This window comes from Caballeronia sp. GAFFF2 (genome assembly GCF_023631485.1).
GTDB lineage: Bacteria > Pseudomonadota > Gammaproteobacteria > Burkholderiales > Burkholderiaceae > Caballeronia.
The window spans coordinates 230,889-248,345 of record NZ_JALQDA010000014.1; the positions used below are offsets into that span (position 1 = coordinate 230,889).

The 17,457-nt window shown below is 61.1% G+C and carries 15 protein-coding genes; 1 reads left to right on the top strand and 14 read right to left on the bottom strand.

Annotation, left to right across the window (positions count from 1 at the left end):
* Positions 1-48 precede the first annotated feature (48 nt).
* From phoB to NCT04_RS10115, 10 genes are all read right to left on the bottom strand, one after another.
* Positions 49-750 (bottom strand): phosphate regulon transcriptional regulator PhoB, encoded by a 702-nt coding sequence (gene phoB, locus NCT04_RS10070; RefSeq protein WP_244825738.1) that lies wholly within the window; start codon positions 748-750, stop codon positions 49-51.
* 33 nt (positions 751-783) lie between these two features.
* Positions 784-1,488 carry a phosphate signaling complex protein PhoU gene (gene phoU / locus NCT04_RS10075; protein WP_244825740.1) on the bottom strand — a complete coding sequence of 235 codons (705 nt, stop codon included), beginning with the start codon at positions 1,486-1,488 and terminating at the stop codon, positions 784-786.
* A 49-nt stretch (positions 1,489-1,537) separates the two neighbouring features.
* Positions 1,538-2,413, bottom strand: coding sequence for a phosphate ABC transporter ATP-binding protein PstB (gene pstB / locus NCT04_RS10080; protein WP_370652025.1), 876 nt, complete (start codon positions 2,411-2,413; stop codon positions 1,538-1,540).
* Positions 2,414-2,428: 15 nt separating this feature from the next.
* The gene (pstA, locus tag NCT04_RS10085; RefSeq protein WP_244825742.1) at positions 2,429-3,316 is read right to left on the bottom strand and encodes a phosphate ABC transporter permease PstA; all 888 of its coding nucleotides are present in this window, start codon (positions 3,314-3,316) and stop codon (positions 2,429-2,431) included.
* Complete coding sequence (gene pstC / locus NCT04_RS10090) at positions 3,313-4,296, bottom strand: phosphate ABC transporter permease PstC (protein WP_244825744.1); 984 nt, start codon at positions 4,294-4,296, stop codon at positions 3,313-3,315. The genes pstA and pstC overlap by 4 nt, the downstream gene beginning before the upstream one ends.
* A 126-nt stretch (positions 4,297-4,422) precedes the next feature.
* The gene (gene pstS / locus NCT04_RS10095; protein ID WP_244825745.1) at positions 4,423-5,454 is read right to left on the bottom strand and encodes a phosphate ABC transporter substrate-binding protein PstS; all 1,032 of its coding nucleotides are present in this window, start codon (positions 5,452-5,454) and stop codon (positions 4,423-4,425) included.
* 204 nt (positions 5,455-5,658) lie between these two features.
* Complete coding sequence (gene glmM, locus NCT04_RS10100; protein ID WP_244825746.1) at positions 5,659-7,017, bottom strand: phosphoglucosamine mutase; 1,359 nt, start codon at positions 7,015-7,017, stop codon at positions 5,659-5,661.
* Between the two features lie 93 nt (positions 7,018-7,110).
* Positions 7,111-7,911, bottom strand: a complete 801-nt coding sequence (folP, locus tag NCT04_RS10105; protein ID WP_250465307.1) for a dihydropteroate synthase — start codon at positions 7,909-7,911, stop codon at positions 7,111-7,113.
* Positions 7,912-8,136: 225 nt separating this feature from the next.
* Positions 8,137-10,023 (bottom strand): ATP-dependent zinc metalloprotease FtsH, encoded by a 1,887-nt coding sequence (ftsH, locus tag NCT04_RS10110; protein WP_244825747.1) that lies wholly within the window; start codon positions 10,021-10,023, stop codon positions 8,137-8,139.
* 173 nt (positions 10,024-10,196) lie between these two features.
* A complete protein-coding gene (locus NCT04_RS10115; RefSeq protein ID WP_244825748.1) occupies positions 10,197-10,871 on the bottom strand; it encodes an RlmE family RNA methyltransferase in 675 nt (224 codons plus the stop codon).
* Between the two features lie 323 nt (positions 10,872-11,194).
* Here NCT04_RS10115 and NCT04_RS10120 point away from each other — a divergent pair, with 323 nt between their 5' ends.
* Positions 11,195-11,737, top strand: coding sequence for a YhbY family RNA-binding protein (locus NCT04_RS10120; protein WP_250465241.1), 543 nt, complete (start codon positions 11,195-11,197; stop codon positions 11,735-11,737).
* A 56-nt stretch (positions 11,738-11,793) separates the two neighbouring features.
* Here NCT04_RS10120 and NCT04_RS10125 read toward each other — a convergent pair whose 3' ends face one another.
* From NCT04_RS10125 to carA, 4 genes are all read right to left on the bottom strand, one after another.
* Positions 11,794-12,309: a DUF4149 domain-containing protein gene (locus NCT04_RS10125; protein WP_244825752.1), complete on the bottom strand. Its 516-nt coding sequence runs from the start codon at positions 12,307-12,309 to the stop codon at positions 11,794-11,796.
* A complete protein-coding gene (greA, locus tag NCT04_RS10130) occupies positions 12,309-12,785 on the bottom strand; it encodes a transcription elongation factor GreA (protein WP_244825754.1) in 477 nt (158 codons plus the stop codon). The genes NCT04_RS10125 and greA overlap by 1 nt, the downstream gene beginning before the upstream one ends.
* Positions 12,786-12,902: 117 nt before the next feature.
* Complete coding sequence (gene carB, locus NCT04_RS10135; protein ID WP_250465242.1) at positions 12,903-16,157, bottom strand: carbamoyl-phosphate synthase large subunit; 3,255 nt, start codon at positions 16,155-16,157, stop codon at positions 12,903-12,905.
* Between the two features lie 51 nt (positions 16,158-16,208).
* Positions 16,209-17,351: a glutamine-hydrolyzing carbamoyl-phosphate synthase small subunit gene (carA, locus tag NCT04_RS10140; protein ID WP_250465243.1), complete on the bottom strand. Its 1,143-nt coding sequence runs from the start codon at positions 17,349-17,351 to the stop codon at positions 16,209-16,211.
* Positions 17,352-17,457: the final 106 nt, after the last annotated feature.

Consider the following 17,457-nt stretch of genomic DNA (forward strand, 5'->3'; position numbering starts at 1 on the left):
GAACGCGCGGTTCGTCATAAACATGCGGCAGAGACTAGAGCACGCTTATCAGGCGCTCTTCGCGAGCCGATATCCGCTGCCGCGCACCGTTTCGATCATAGCATCGCAGCCCGCGGGCTTGAGCGCGGCGCGCAGGCGCTTGATGTGGACATCGACCGTGCGCTCTTCGACGAATACGTGATCGCCCCACACCTGATCCAGCAACTGCGTGCGGCTATGCACGCGCTCCGGATGCGTCATGAAAAAATGCAGCAAGCGGAATTCGGTCGGGCCGAGATCGAGCTTGATGTCGTTGCCGGAATGGCTCGCCGCCACGCGATGCGTCGCCGGATCGAGCCGCAAACCATTGATGGCAACCACATCTTCCGTCAGCTGCGGGGCACGCCGGCGCAACACCGCCTTGATGCGCGCCATCAGTTCTTTCGGCGAAAACGGCTTGGTGACGTAGTCGTCCGCGCCGATCTCGAGCCCGAGAACCTTGTCCTGCTCGTCGCCGCGCGCGGTCAGCATAATGATCGGAATATGCTTCGTGCGCTCGTTGTTGCGCAAGTCGCGCGCGAACGCAATGCCGGACTTGCCGGGCAGCATCCAGTCGAGCAGCACGAGATCGGGCAGCACGTCGCTGATCAGGTTTTGCGCCTGCTCAGCGTTATACGCGCGAATCGGGCAATGTCCCGCGTGTTGCAAATTCACCGAGATCAGTTCGGAGATCGCGGGTTCGTCTTCGATGACGAGGATACTGCTGGGCATCGGCACCTCTTGACCTTTTGCTTTGAGAGAAGATTAACTGAGCGCTTCGCGTTCGAGCTGGTCGCGCGAGATATGCCGCACGTCCGTACCCTTCACGATGTAGATGATGAACTCGGCGATGTTCTTCGCGTGATCGCCGATACGCTCCACCGCCTTCGCAATGAACAGATAGTCGAGGCCGGCGGAAATGGTGCGCGGGTCTTCCATCATGTAGGTGACGAGCTTGCGCACGAAGGCGCGGAATTCGTCGTCGATGGCTTTGTCGTCGCGCACGATCTGCGCGGCGGCCACGGTGTCCAGACGCGCGAACGCGTCGAGCGCGCGGCGCAGAATGGACACGGCCATCTCGCCCGAGAGCTTGATCTCCGCGATATTCACCGCGCGGCCCGCGCCGTCTTCGTTGATGCGTTTCACGCGCTTCGCGATCTTTTCAGCTTCGTCGCCGGCGCGTTCGAGGTTCGTGATGGTCTTCGAGATCGCCATGAGCAGACGCAGGTCGCGCGCGGCCGGCTGGCGGCGCGCGATGATGTTGCTGCACTCTTCGTCGATCTCGACTTCCATCGTGTTCAGACGCACTTCGGCGGCAATCACCTGATCGGCGATCGCCATGTCGAATTCGTTGAGTGCCTGCATGGCCGCGATGATCTGCGACTCCACGAGACCGCCCATTTGCAGCACTTTCGACGACACCGCGTTGAGATCGGCGTCGAACTGGCTCGACAGATGTTTATCGGACATATGTGCTCCTTAAGTCCTTTTATGTTTCAGTTCGCCTGATCTGGCCGGATCAGCCGAAACGGCCCGTGATGTAGTCTTCCGTTTCCTTGCGCGTGGGCTTGATGAAGATCTTCTCCGTATCGCCGAATTCGATCAGCTCGCCAAGGTACATGTATGCAGTGTAGTCCGAGCAACGGGCTGCCTGCTGCATGTTGTGCGTGACGATCACAACCGTATAGTCACTTTTCAGTTCCGCGATCAGTTCCTCGATACGGCCCGTGGAAATCGGGTCGAGCGCCGAGCAGGGCTCGTCGAGCAACAGCACTTCCGGACGAATGGCGATGCCGCGCGCAATGCAAAGGCGCTGCTGCTGGCCGCCCGACAATCCGTAGCCGCTTTGCTGCAGCTTGTCCTTCACTTCGTTCCAGAGCGCGGCCTTGGTCAGCGCCCATTCGACGCGGTCATCCATCTCCGAGCGCGACAGTTGTTCGAACATCTTCACGCCGAACGCGATGTTGTCGTAGATCGACATGGGAAACGGCGTGGGCTTCTGGAACACCATGCCCACGCGCGCGCGTAAAAGCGAGATGTCGCGCGTCGTGTCGAGCAGGTTGACGCCGTCCATCAGAATCTCGCCTTCGCCGCGCTGCTCGGGATAAAGCGCGTACATTTTGTTAAAGGTGCGCAGGAGCGTGGACTTGCCGCAGCCCGAAGGTCCGATGAACGCCGTCACCTTCTTCTCGGGAATGCGCAGGTTGATATTCTTCAGCGCGTGATACTTGTTGTAGAAGAAGTTGAGGTTCTTCACTTCGATCTTCGGCTTGATCGAATCGGCGGCTTGCGAGCCGTGCTTCGGACGCACGCTGCCAGGAACGGGACCACGCTCGACGGGTGCTGCATCCGCTTTCGAATCAAGGTGGTTGACACCACTTTCGACCATGTTCATGGAATCACTCCGCCTTTATTTCTTCGAGATAATCGTGCGCGCGAGGATATTCAAACCCAGCACGCCGAGCGTAATAAGGAACACACCGGCCCACGCGAGCGTCTGCCATTGCGGGAACGGGCTCATCGCGAACTTGTAGATCGTGACCGGAAGGTTCGCCACCGGCTGATTCATGTCCCACGAGAAAAACTGATTCGACAGCGACGTGAAGAGCAGCGGCGCGGTTTCGCCGGCAATCCGCGCGACCGCCAGCAACACGCCCGTGACGATGCCGCCAATCGACGCCTTCAGCGTGATCGACATCACCATCTTCCACTTGGGCGTGCCGAGCGCGAAAGCCGCTTCGCGCAGCGCGTTCGGCACGAGCTTCAGCATGTTTTCAGTGGTGCGGATGACGATCGGAATCTGCAGCAAGGCGAGCGCGATCACGCCGGCCCATCCCGAGAAGCGACCCATCTTCGCGACGACGAGCGCATACACGAACAAGCCCACGACGATGGAAGGCGCCGACAACAGAATGTCGTTGATGAAGCGCGTGACGCTCGCGAGCCAACGCTTCTGGCCATATTCCGCGAGATAGACGCCCGCCAGAATGCCGAGCGGCGTGCCGATGAACGTGGCGATGATGACGAGCATCAGACTGCCGACGATAGCGTTGGCAAGACCGCCGCCATCGGTGTTCGGCGGCGGCGTCGACTGCGTGAAGAGTTCGAGCGACAGGCCAGCGACGCCGAGCTTAAGCGTCGTGAAGAGAATCCACACGAGCCACAGAAGGCCGAAAGCCATCGCGGCCAGCGAGAGCGTCAGCGCGATCGCATTGGTGCCGCGTCGACGGCTCTGCAGCTTCTTGCGCGTGGCGTCCACGCGGTCGGGGTCCTGATTGAAGGTGGCGGGACGGCTCACTTGACTCCCTCCCCGCGTTCCATGCGCAGCAGCATCAGCTTAGACAACGCGAGCACGACGAACGTGATCACGAACAGGATGAGCCCGAGTTCCATCAGCGCCGACGTATGCAGGCCGGGGCTTGCTTCGGCGAATTCGTTGGCGAGCGCCGAGGTGATGCTGTTGCCCGGCGAGAACAGCGACACGTTGTCGAGCAGATTGGTGTTGCCGATCACGAACGTCACCGCCATGGTCTCGCCGAGCGCGCGGCCGAGGCCGAGCATCACGCCGCCGATCACACCGGCGCGCGTGTACGGCAACACGATCTTCCACATCACTTCCCAGGTCGTGCAGCCGATGCCGTATGCCGATTCCTTGAGAAGCACGGGCGTGACTTCGAAGACGTCGCGCATCACCGAGGCAATGTACGGAATGATCATGATGGCGAGGATCACGCCCGCGCACAGAATGCCGATGCCGATAGGCGCGCCCTTGAAGAACATGCCGATGACTGGCACGTCGCCGAGCAGATGGCCGAGCGGCTTTTCGAAGTATTCCGCGAAGATCGGCGCGAACACGAGCAGACCCCACATGCCGTAGACGATCGAGGGAATCGCCGCGAGCAATTCGATGGCGACACCGAGCGGCCGGCGCAGCCACGCTGGCGAGAGTTCCGTGAGGAAGAGCGCGATGCCGAAGCTCACCGGCACGGCGATGATGAGCGCGATGATCGACGTGGCAATGGTGCCGTAGATCGGCACTAGCGCGCCGAAGCTATCGGTCTGTGGGTCCCACTCCGCGCGCCAGAGAAAGCTGAGTCCGAACTTTTCGATGGTCGGCATCGACGCAATGACGAGCGAAACGATGATGCCGCCAAGCAGAAGCAACGTCACCACGGCCGCGAGCCGCGTGATGCCGCCGAATATGATGTCGCCGAAACGGCTCGGCGCGCGCTGGGTATGCGCGGCCGGCGGCGCCGACGCTAAGTTGATGTCCGACATGGGAGCCTTGGTTGTGCTGCTTGTCAGAGCGCGCGGCACGTCATTCGACGTGCCGCGCGGCATTGCCTGCACTGCATTTCCGTCCTGACTTCAAGAGCTTAGGACAGTTTCAGACCATGGTACCGCTTACTGCGCAACCGCCTTGCCCGACGCGTCCTTGACCTTCGCCTTCCATTGCGTGCGGATTTCGGCGACGACCGAATCCGGCAGCGAGATGTAGTCGAGATCGTTCGCGGCTTGGTTGCCGTTCTTGAACGCCCAGTCGAAGAACTTCAGCGTTTCCGTGCCTTGCGGCGCCTTGTCCTGCGTGGCGTGCAGCAGAACGAACGTTGCACCGACGATCGGCCATGCGTTCTGGCCCGACTCGTTCGTGAGGATCTGGTAGAACGACTTCGACCAGTCCGCGCCGGCAGCCGCCGCCTTGAAGGTTTCCGTCTTCGGCTCGACGACCGTGCCAGCCGCGTTCTTGAGACCCACGTAGGTCATCTTGTTCTGCTTGGCATACGCCCACTCCACGTAGCCGATCGCGCCCGGCAGACGCTGCACGAACGCCGCAACGCCGTCGTTGCCCTTGCCGCCCGTGCCCGTCGGCCAGTTGACCGTCGAACCTTCGCCGACCTTCGACTTCCACTCGGGATTCACTTTCGACAGATAGTTCGTCCAGATGAAGCTCGTGCCCGATCCGTCGGCGCGGCGCACCACGGCGATGTCGGTATCCGGCAGCTTGACCTTCGGGTTCAGCGCGGCGATAGCCGGGTCGTTCCACTTCTTGATCTTGCCCAGGTAGATGTCGCCGAGCACTTCGCCCGACAGCGTCACTTCACCGGCCTTCACGCCCGGCACGTTGATGACCGGCACCACGCCGCCGACGACCGTCGGGAACTGGAACAGGCCTTCCTTCGTGAGTTCTTCATCTTTCAGCGGTGCGTCCGAGCCCGCGAAATCCACCGTCTTCGCGATGATCTGTTTGACGCCGCCCGACGAGCCGATGCCTTGATAGTTCACCTTGCCGCCGCCCGTTTTTTGGTAGGCGTCAGCCCACTTGGTGTAGATGGGAGCTGCGAAGGTGCTGCCCGCGCCGGTGATATCCGTGGCGAATGCGGAGACGGCGAACATTGCGCCGATGACGCCGGCCAGCGCGGATTGCATCAATTTCATGAGACCTCCAGAGTGTGTGAGCGTGTAGCGAGAGAACCGACACGGCGAAATATAGGCACTCTTCGTGACAGTACCGTGACGTTTGATGAACGCCGCGTGTCATTGCGCTTACGCACTGAAAGTCGAACGCGCGTTGGCTTGTAACCAAAGAAAAAGCGGACCGTAGTCCGCTTTTGGTGAGACGTGACACGCTTTAGCGATCGTCTACGAAGTCGCGTCCTTCACGACTTGAGCAATCGTTTCCGCGTGTCTAACCGCATCCTGATGCGCCGCCGCTTCCACCATGACGCGCAGTACCGGTTCGGTTCCCGAGGCGCGAATCAGTACCCGCCCGTGCGATTCGAGGGCCCGCTCGGCATCTTCGATCGCGCGGCGAATGGCCGCATTATTTTTCCAGTCCGCGTTCGGACTCATGCGCACGTTGATCAGTTTCTGCGGAAACAGGCTGACGCCGTCGAGCATGTCCGCGAGGGATTTGCCACCGCGCTTGATGGCGGCGAGCACAAGCAGCGCGGACACGATGCCGTCGCCCGTGGAATGCCGGTCGAGCGAAAGAATGTGGCCCGAGCCTTCCGCACCGAGTTGCCAGCCGTTCTCGCGCAGCTTTTCGAGCACGTAACGGTCGCCGACGGCCGCGCGCACGAACTTCACGCCCGCCTCTTTCAGCGCCACTTCCACGGCCATGTTGGTCATCAGCGTGCCGACCGCGCCATCCACCTTGCCGTCCGTCGCGATGCGGTCCTTGACCAGCACGTAGAGCAGTTCATCGCCGTTGAAAAGCCGGCCGGTGGAATCGACGACTTGAAGGCGGTCAGCGTCGCCATCGAGCGCGATGCCGATATCCGCCTTGTGTTCGAGCACCGTGCGCACGAGCGCATCGGGCGCGGTGGCGCCGACTTTATCGTTGATATTGAAGCCGTTCGGCGATACGCCAATAGGCACGACTTCCGCGCCCAGTTCGTGGAACACGTGCGGCGCGACGTCATAGGCGGCGCCGTGCGCGCAATCGAGCACGATCTTGAGGCCGCGCAGATCGAAGCTCGCCGGGAAAGTGCTCTTGCAGAACTCGATATAGCGCCCGCCCGCGTCGTCCAGACGCTTCGCCTTGCCAAGACGCTCGGAGGGCGCGCAGGCCATCGGCTGGTCGAGCTGCGCTTCGATTTGCAGTTCGACTTCGTCCGGCAGCTTGTTGCCGTCGGCGGAGAAGAATTTGATGCCGTTGTCGTCGTACGGATTGTGCGATGCGCTGATCACCACGCCCGCCGAAAGCCGCAGCGCGCGCGTGAGATACGCGACGCCGGGCGTGGGCATCGGGCCGGCGAGCATTACGTCGACGCCCGCAGCGGAAAAGCCCGACTCCAGCGCGGCTTCGAGCATGTAGCCGGAAACCCGCGTGTCCTTGCCGATGAGCACCGTCGGACGGTTGCCCTTTTGCGGCGAACGGTCCGCTCCCGCGAGCACCTTGCCGGCCGCGTAACCCAGCCTGAGAACGAAATCCGGTGTGATCGGCGCCTCGCCGACGCGCCCGCGAATTCCATCAGTTCCAAAATATCGACGTGCCATTGTTACTGACCCTCCTCGCGGACATATGGCGCCTGTTCTTGGCCCGCGACATGTGTTGATCGATTCGGCGCGTGCGCCTTCGCCGAAATTCTTTTAATGCTTCTCGTGATGCGTGGCGTCTCTCGTGGCTCGCCAGACTTTCAGCGCATCCACGGTTTCCGCGACGTCGTGCACGCGGATGATCGCCGCACCGCGCTCCGCCGCGCAAACCGCCCCGCTCACGCTCGCCGCAAGCCGTTCGTTTGCCGCGCGCCCGGTGACTGCGCCGAGCATCGACTTGCGCGACATTCCCGCGAGCAACGGGTACCGCTTGCCTACGGGCAGCGTCGCGGCGAGGTTCGCCAGCAGCGCGTAATTATGCTCGACGGTCTTGCCGAAGCCGAAGCCCGGATCGAGACTTACGCGCTCCAGCGCGATCCCCGCCTGCGCCAGCGCCGCGATTCGTTCGGCGAAAAACGCACGGACGTCCGCGATGACGTCGGCGTACACCGGCTCGCGAAGTTGCATCGTGCGCGGTTCGCCGAGCATATGCATCACGCACAAGCCGCAGTTACTGTCTTTAACGGCATCGAGCGCGCTTTCCTGACGTAAACCCCAAATGTCGTTGATCATGTCCGCGCCTGCATCGAGCGCGGCGCGCATCACGGCGGGCTTGTAGGTATCGACCGAAAGCGGGACGTTCAAGTCCCGTAACGCTTCGACGATCGGCACCACGCGTTCGAGTTCCTCGGCCAGCGGAACCGGCGGCGCGCCCGGACGAGTCGATTCGCCGCCAATATCGATGATGTCCGCGCCGTCGGCAAGCATGCGCTCGGCGCGCGCCAGAGCGGCATCGCGCGGAAGGAAGCGGCCGCCATCGGAGAACGAGTCAGGCGTGACGTTGAGAATGCCCATCACGAGCGGACGTTCGAACGTCAGCGTGAACCGACCGCATTGCAGGGGCTGCGCTGAAAACTGGGAGGGAGATGGAGTGATCAAGCGTGTCGGAAAAAAGCTGGATTGCTGCAAGGGGCGTAACGCACGCGCGAAGTGTGATCCGATGTGTGCGCCGTCGTGAGCCATAAAGCAAAAATGGGCCGGAGTGCGATGCACACCGGCCCATGATCGGACTAGAAGAGCTTAGGCCGGCGCGGTTGCGCTGCCCGGCTTGACTTCCGTACCGCTGTTGCCGCCCGGAGGCGTATCACCCGAAGGCGGCGGCAGGTTCTTCGGCGGACGCGGCGGACGATCCTCCATGATGTCCGTGATCTGGTCTGCGTCTATGGTTTCCCATTCGAGCAGCGCCTTCGTCATGGCTTCCACGCGCGCGCGGTTGTCTTCCAGCAGCTTGCGGGCGAGCTGATACTGCTCGTCCAGGATGCGGCGGATTTCCGAATCGACCTTTTGCAGCGTGGCTTCCGAAACCGTCTTCGCGCCCAGCTTGCCGAACATGCCTTCGGGTTCGGTGTCGACGTAGACCATCGTGCCAAGCGTGTCCGACATACCGTAGCGCGTCACCATGTCGCGAGCCATCTTGGTCGCGCGCTCGAAGTCGTTGGACGCGCCGGTGGACATGGAATTAAGGAACACTTCTTCCGCTGCACGGCCGCCAAACAGAATCGCGATTTCTTCCAGCATCTTGTCGCGATACAAATTCACGCGGTCGTGTTCAGGCAATTGCCAGGTGACACCCAATGCCCATCCGCGCGGCATGATCGTAACCTTGTGCACCGGATCGGCATGCGGCAACAACTTCGCTACCACGGCGTGACCGGATTCGTGGAAAGCCGTGTTGCGACGTTCTTCCTCGCGCATGACAGCCGACTTGCGCTCCGGACCCATGAAGATCTTGTCCTTCGCGTCTTCGAAGTCCTGCATCTCGACGATCCGCTTGCCGCGACGCGCCGCAAAAAGCGCAGCTTCATTGACGAGGTTTGCGAGATCGGCACCCGAGAAGCCCGGCGTACCCCGCGCGATGACCGAAGCGTCGACGTCGTTCGCAATCGGCACCTTGCGCAGATGCACTTTCATGATGTGTTCGCGACCGCGAATGTCCGGCAGACCGACATACACCTGTCGGTCGAAACGACCCGGACGCAGGAGCGCCTTGTCGAGCACGTCGGAACGGTTCGTCGCAGCGATCACGATAACGCCGGAATTCGCTTCGAAGCCATCCATTTCCACGAGCATCTGATTGAGCGTCTGCTCGCGTTCGTCGTTACCGCCGCCCATGCCGGCGCCGCGATGACGACCGACCGCGTCGATTTCGTCGATGAACACGATGCAAGGCGCGTGCTTCTTTGCTTGCTCGAACATGTCGCGAACGCGAGCCGCGCCCACGCCGACGAACATTTCCACGAAGTCGGAACCCGAGATGCTGAAGAACGGCACCTTCGCTTCACCCGCGATAGCGCGAGCCAGCAACGTCTTACCCGTGCCAGGAGGCCCGACTAGCAACACTCCTCGCGGGATGCGGCCGCCCAGCTTCTGGAATTTCTGCGGGTCGCGCAGGAAGTCGACGAGCTCGGACACTTCTTCTTTCGCTTCGTCGCAACCCGCGACATCTGTGAAATTGATAGCGTTATTGTTTTCGTCGATCAGCCGCGCTCGCGACTTGCCGAACGAGAAGGCCCCGCCTTTGCCGCCCCCCTGCATCTGCCGCATCATGTAGAACCAGAAACCGATGATGAGAATAGTCGGTCCAAGGTAGTACAGCGCGGAAACCAGCGCGTTGGGTTCATCGTCAGCCTTGCCGCTAACCTGAACGCCGTATTTCATCAGATCGCCGACCATCCAGATGTCGCCAGGCGACACGATTTGGTATTTCTGGCCGTCTGCCGGAGTGACCGTCAGATTCCGCCCCTGAACGGTGACATTCTTCACCTTGCCGTTCTTCGCGTCGTCCATGAACTGCGAATAGGACACACCTTCCTGGACGCGGGGCTTATCGAACTGCTTGAACACCGTAAACAGCACCAGTGCGATCACGAGCCACACTGCCGCTTTAGAGAACATATTGTTGTTCAAAGCACCACTCCTCACTCATAGACGGGCGCCTACATAAACCTTGCGGCGCCACCAAAGCATTCTAATCCAGACCGCAAACCCCTGCCATAAGGTTTATCTACCGCGCAAATAGCGGAAGACAGGGGTTTTTCGGCATATTCGGCGAAAATATCGCTATTTTTCGCCGAAATGATTTACTCGTGTTCCACAGTCGGATGTTTGAGCCGCCGCCCGAGTACAAAAGTCTCCGACGATTTGTCGCGAGACGCCTTGGGCTTGCGCGGCGCCACCACTTTGAACTGGTGCTTGAACTTCTCGACGATTTGGCTGTAACCGCTGCCGTGAAAACATTTGACCAGCAACGCACCGTCCGGTTTCAGATGGTTCTGCGAGAACTCCAGCGCCAGATCGCAAAGATGTTCGATACGCGCTGCATCCGCGCTCGCCACGCCAGACAGGTTTGGGGCCATGTCGGAAATAACAAGGTCTACCTGACGCTCGCCAACGATTTCCGCGAGTTGCGCAAGCACGGCGTCTTCGCGGAAGTCGCCCTGAATGAAGGTGACATCGGCAATGGGGTCCATCGGCAGAAGATCGAGCGCGATGATCGTGCCGTCTATACCGCCTTCGCGCTGCGCATCGCGCTTCGCACCCTGAGCGAGTTTGTTACGCGCGTACTGACTCCACGAGCCGGGCGTCGAGCCGAGGTCGACGATCACCTGCCCTGGCTTGATGAGCTTGTCCTGCTCGTCGATCTCCTTGAGCTTGTACGCCGCGCGCGCGCGATAGCCCTCGCGCTGCGCCATCTTCACGTAAGGGTCGTTGATGTGGTCATGCAACCACGAATGATTAAACCGGTTCTTTGCCATTCAAACTGAGCCCATGCTGCGCGCCGGGGACTAACCTCTTGCGCGTGTGCTTATTCTTGCTGTATCGCGCAATGCTTTTAGCGGATAATACGCGTCTTGTCGGCCGGACCGGTTCCCGTGCGCTGCAAAGCGCTCGAAATTTGCGTTTCCGGCCTATTTGTTTATTCGGGCGGCTTGCCCAGCACTTCAGGTGCTTTTCATCTGATCGGTCCATGACGGCGCCGCGTGTCCATACCGCCCGCGCTTCGTGCGTCCGACAGCGCTGCAACGCCCAGCCGACGCCAAACCCGCCGCCCACATTTTAGTCGAGTCCCTTATTCCACATGCCAGCTCTTAAACTTTCCCCGGCCCAGCGCGCCGATCTGCGCTCCCAGGCTCATGCCCTCAATCCGGTCGTGCTCGTCGGCGCCGAAGGCCTGACCGAGGCCGTGCTGAAAGAAATCGGCGTGCACCTCGAAGCGCATCAGCTCATCAAGATTCGCGTGTTCGGTGACGAGCGTGAAGCACGCGTTGGCATCTACGGCGAAATCTGCGATCGCCTGGATGCCGCACCTGTTCAGCATATCGGCAAGCTGCTCGTGATCTGGAGACCGGAAGGCGCCGCGCCCGCCAAGACCCGCACCGCCCGCACCCGCAGCACCATGCCGCCGAGCGCCGGTGAAATTGCCGAGGAGCGTTCGACCAAGGGGCGCGCGCCGCGCATCGTCAAGGCCGTCAAGATCACGCGCGATGCACCCGCCGTCAAGAAGCCCCGCAAACAAACGCTCAAAGTGCTAGGTAACGAACGCGTCACCGCGGGCGGCAACGTCAAGCGCGCGAAGAAGCGTCAGGCTGGCTCGAAGCGTCAACATCAGGCCGTCAAATGATGAAACGGCGCGGACGATGAATCAAAACGTCCGCGCCGTCTCTCGCAGCATAATTTTCAGCTACGCGCGCGCTTGGCCGCGACCTTCGCGGACTTGCCCTTCGGCACGATCTTGACAGGCGCCGCACCCGGCAAACGCCACACGAGCGCAATACCGCACAGGCATTCGATCAAATAAATCGCGCTCGAAATGCCATGCAGAACGCCGAACTCCTTCGCATAAGGCGAATTCGCGAGTTCCATCCCCGCTTCCTGCGCCGAGATGCGCAGCGAATTCATGAACGGCTGCAACGCGAAGTATCCGACGAGCACGCACACCAGCATGACCGCGACGAGCCACCGCACGCGCTTGTAGTCGACGATGCCGCTCTTCACGAAGCGATTGCCGATCAAGATCAGAATCAGCGCGCTGACCACGCCGATATACGCCTCGATGCGAAAGAGCTGCGCCGCCACCGATCCCGCCGACGTACGGTCGAGCACCGAAAAGAGCACGGGCGCGGCGACGAGACCGAGGGTCAGCAAGCTGCCGACCCAGATCATCGTTACCGTGCGGAAGAGTCGATGCTCCATCAGACGTATCGAACAGCGATGATTTCGTACTCACGCGCACCGCTCGGAGCCTGCACCGAGGCGACGTCGCCCTCCGTCTTGCCGATCAGCGCGCGCGCAATGGGCGAACTGACGGAGATGAGACCGTGGTCGATGTCGGCTTCGTCGTCGCCGACGATCTGATACGTCACCTTATGACTCGACTCTAGATCTTCCAGTTCGACCGTCGCGCCGAACACCACGCGGCCTTCCGCTTCGACCGTTTTCGGGTCGATCACTTGCGCGGCGGCAAGCTTCGATTCGAGATCCGCAATGCGGCCCTCGATAAAGCCCTGCTTTTCTTTCGCGGCATCGTACTCCGCGTTTTCCGACAGATCGCCCTGCGCGCGTGCTTCCGCGATCGAGTTGATGACCGCGGGACGCTCGACAGCCTTCAGGCGTTGCAATTCGTCGCGCAGCAACTCCGCGCCGCGCTTCGTCAAGGGAATCGTGCTCATAGACAATCCACAAACAAAAACAGCCGTAAAAAAATTACCGCGGTTAAGCGCATCTCCCCAGAACGAGAAGACGCCGCTTAACCGCGGCTCGTGATACTTGGACCGGTAATCGAAGCCTTAGTTTAGGCGAGCGTGGAGGCCTTGTAAATCATAGACTTCCAAATCGCGCAGATAACGCAGACCTTCGACCGCCGCGCGCGCGCCGGACATCGTCGTGTAGTACGTGACCTTGTTGGCCTGCGCGCTCATACGGATGGAACGCGAATCGGCGATGGCCGCGCGCGTTTCATCGACGGTGGTAAAGACCAGCGCGATTTCGCCGTTCTTGATCATGTCGACGATATGCGGACGCCCGTCCTTCACCTTGTTCACGACCTTCACGGGCACACCCGCCGCCGCGATGGCCGCGGCCGTCCCCTTGGTCGCGACGATCGGGTAGCCGAGTTCGTGCAGCATGCGCGCGACTTCGACGGCCTTCGGCTTGTCGGCATCCATCACGGTCAGAAGCACCGTGCCGGATTCCGGCAGACGCGAACCCGCCGCGAGTTGCGACTTGAAAAGCGCTTCGCCGAAGGTGCGGCCCACGCCCATCACCTCGCCCGTCGAACGCATCTCGGGCCCGAGCACGGGATCGACCGCCGGGAACTTGACGAACGGGAACACCGCTTCCTTCACGCTGAAGTACGGCGGAATCACTTCCTTCGTCACGCCTTGCTGCTTGAGCTTCTGCCCGACCATTGCGCGCGCCGCGATTTTCGCGAGCGGCAGGCCCGTCGCCTTCGACACATACGGCACCGTGCGCGATGCACGCGGGTTCACTTCCAGCACGTAGATGACATCCTTCTTCGAGCCATCTTCTTGCGGAACTTGCTGGATGGCGAACTGCACGTTCATCAGGCCGACCACGTTCAGCGCCTTCGCCATGGCGGCGGTTTGCCGCTTCAGTTCGTCGATGGTGTCTTGCGCCAGCGAATAAGGCGGCAGCGAGCAAGCCGAGTCGCCGGAATGCACGCCCGCCTGTTCGATATGCTCCATCACGCCGCCAATGAAGACGTCGTCGCCATCGGAGATACAGTCCACATCGCATTCGATCGCGTCGTTCAGGAAGCGGTCGAGCAACACCGGCGAGTCGTTCGATACCTTCACGGCCTCGCGCATGTAGCGTTCGAGATCGCGCGGCTCGTGGACGATCTCCATTGCGCGGCCACCCAGCACATAAGACGGACGCACGACCAGCGGGTAACCGATTTCTTCTGCGAGCCTGAGTGCTTCGTCTTCGGCGCGCGCGGTGCGATTCGGCGGCTGGCGCAGATTCAGATCTTTCAGCAATTGCTGGAACCGCTCGCGATCCTCGGCGGCATCGATCATGTCCGGCGACGTACCGATGATCGGCACGCCGTTCGCTTCGAGGTCGAGCGCGAGTTTGAGCGGCGTCTGGCCGCCATACTGCACGATCACGCCGACCGGCTTTTCCAGCTCGACGATTTCGAGCACGTCTTCGAGCGTCAGCGATTCGAAGTACAGACGATCGGATGTGTCGTAGTCGGTCGAAACCGTTTCAGGATTGCAGTTGACCATGATGGTTTCGTAACCATCTTCGCGCATGGCGAGCGCGGCGTGCACGCAGCAATAGTCGAATTCGATGCCCTGCCCGATCCGGTTCGGGCCGCCGCCGAGAACCATGATCTTCTTCTTGTCGGTCGGATTGGCTTCGCACTCGTCCTCGTAGGTCGAATACATGTACGCCGTCTTGGTCGCGAACTCGGCCGCGCAAGTATCGACGCGCTTATAAACCGGCCGCACCTTCAACTCGTGACGACGGCGGCGCACGTCTTCCTGCTTCGAACCGGTGAGCTTCGCAAGACGCCGGTCGGAAAAACCGCTCTTCTTCAGATACAGCAATTCGTCCTTGCCAAGGCTTTCGATCGTGCGGCCTTCGAGCGCCTTCTCCTTCAGGATGATCTGCTCGATCTGCGCAAGGAACCACGGGTCGATCGACGTTTCCTCGAAGATTTCCCGAGCCGTCAGACCAAGGCGGAACGCGTCGCCGAGATACCAGATGCGGTCCGGTCCCGGCTCGCCGATTTCGCGGATGGCTTCGTCGCGGCTCGTGGTCTTTTCGTCCAGACCGTCGACGCCCACTTCGAGACCGCGCAGCGCCTTCTGGAACGATTCCTGAAACGTGCGGCCCATTGCCATGACTTCGCCGACGGACTTCATCTGCGTGGTCAGGCGCGAGTCGGCCTCGCGGAATTTCTCGAACGCGAAACGCGGTACCTTCGTCACGACATAGTCGATGGTCGGCTCGAACGACGCCGGCGTCTGACCGCCTGTGATCTCGTTCTTCAACTCGTCGAGCGTATAGCCGCACGCGAGCTTGGCCGCGACCTTGGCGATAGGAAAGCCCGTTGCCTTCGATGCCAGCGCGGACGAGCGCGACACGCGCGGGTTCATCTCGATCACGACCATGCGGCCGTCGTCGGGGTTGATCGCGAACTGCACGTTCGAGCCGCCTGTGTCGACGCCGATTTCGCGCAACACGGCAAGCGACGCGTTACGCAGAACCTGATACTCCTTGTCGGTCAGCGTCTGCGCGGGCGCGACGGTGATCGAGTCGCCGGTATGCACGCCCATGGGATCGAGGTTTTCGATCGAACACACGATGATGCAGTTGTCCTTCTTGTCGCGGACAACTTCCATCTCGTACTCTTTCCAGCCGAGAAGCGATTCTTCGATCAGCAGTTCGCGCGTCGGCGAAAGATCGAGACCGCGCCGGCAAATTTCCTCGAACTCTTCCTTGTTATACGCGATGCCGCCGCCCGAACCGCCCAGCGTGAACGACGGGCGAATCACGGTCGGATAGCCGCCGCTGCCAGTGGCCTCGGCGATTTGCGCCTGCACGGTCAGCGCTTCTTCCATGGAATGCGCGATTCCAGACTTGGCTGAACCGAGACCGATCTTGGTCATTGCGTCCTTGAACTTCTGGCGGTCTTCGGCCTTGTCGATGGCTTCCGGCGATGCGCCGATCAGCTCGACGTCGTACTTTTCCAGCACGCCGTGATGGAACAGATCGAGCGCGCAGTTGAGCGCGGTCTGTCCGCCCATGGTCGGCAAGATCGCGTCCGGCCGCTCCTTCGCGATGATGCGCTCGACCACTTCCCACGAGATCGGCTCGATGTAAGTGACGTCGGCCGTGTTCGGGTCGGTCATGATCGTCGCGGGATTGCTGTTGACGAGGATGACCTTGTAGCCTTCCTCACGCAACGCCTTGCAAGCCTGCGCGCCCGAATAATCGAACTCGCACGCCTGGCCGATGATGATCGGACCCGCGCCGATGATGAGGATGCTCTTGATGTCTGTGCGCTTCGGCATAACTGCTCTCGATGTTTTGTGTTGCGGTGTTCCGTTCTGTGCTCTCGACTGTCAGGCAGTGACTTTCTGCGTCTCCATCAGCTTGATGAAGCGGTCGAACAGATATGCAATGTCGTGCGGGCCGGGCGACGCTTCCGGATGACCCTGGAAGCAGAACGCGGGCTTGTCGGTGAGCGCGAAGCCCTGCAGCGTGCCGTCGAAAAGCGATACGTGCGTGACCTTTGCGTTGGCGGGCAGCGTGTCGGCATCGACCGCGAAACCGTGGTTCTGCGACGTGATGACCACGCGGCCGTCTTCCAGGTCTTTCACCGGATGATTCGCGCCGTGGTGGCCGGTCTTCATCTTCATGGTTTTCGCGCCGACCGCGAGGCCCATGATCTGGTGTCCTAGACAGATGCCGAAGGTCGGAATGCCGCGCGCGATGAATTCACGCGTGGCCGCGATGGCGTAGTCGCACGGTTCCGGGTCGCCGGGGCCGTTCGAGAGGAAGACGCCATCCGGATTGAGCGCGAGTGCGTCAGCCGCGCTCGCTTGCGCCGGCAGCACGGTGACCTGGCAACCGCGCTCGGCGAGCATGCGCAGAATGTTGTACTTCACGCCGTAATCGAACGCGACGACGCGAAACTTCGGGGCTTCCTGCGTGCCGTAGCCGCTGCCGAGGCGCCATTCGGTCTGCGTCCAGTCATAGGGCTTGTCGGTCGACACGACTTTTGCCAGATCCATGCCCGCGAGGCCGGGAAACGAGCGCGCGAGTTCGAGCGCCTTTGCTTCGTCGTCGCTGCCCGCGAGAATGCAGCCGTTCTGCGCACCTTTGTCGCGCAGAATTCGCGTGAGCTTGCGCGTGTCGATGTCCGAAATCGCGACGACGCCTTGCGCCTTCAAATAGTCGGAAAGCGACTGCTCGGAACGGAAGTTGGATGCGAGCACCGGCAGGTCGCGAATGATGAGACCGGCGGCATGGACTTTGGTGGCTTCGACATCTTCGGCGTTCACGCCGACGTTGCCGATGTGCGGATAGGTCAGCGTGACGATCTGGCGGGCGTAGCTCGGATCGGTCAGGATTTCCTGATAACCGGTGATGGCGGTGTTGAATACGACTTCGCCGATCGTCGAGCCGGTTGCACCGATCGATTGACCACGAAAGACCGTGCCGTCGGCAAGTGCGAGTAGTGCTGGGGAGAATGACGGCAACACGGAAGGCTCCTTGGGGGACACCCTGTTACCGACCTGTCTGTCCGAAATTCAGGCTTGGTTCCCGGCGTTCATTGCGATGAACGGGGATATCCTTTGCGCTTTTGTC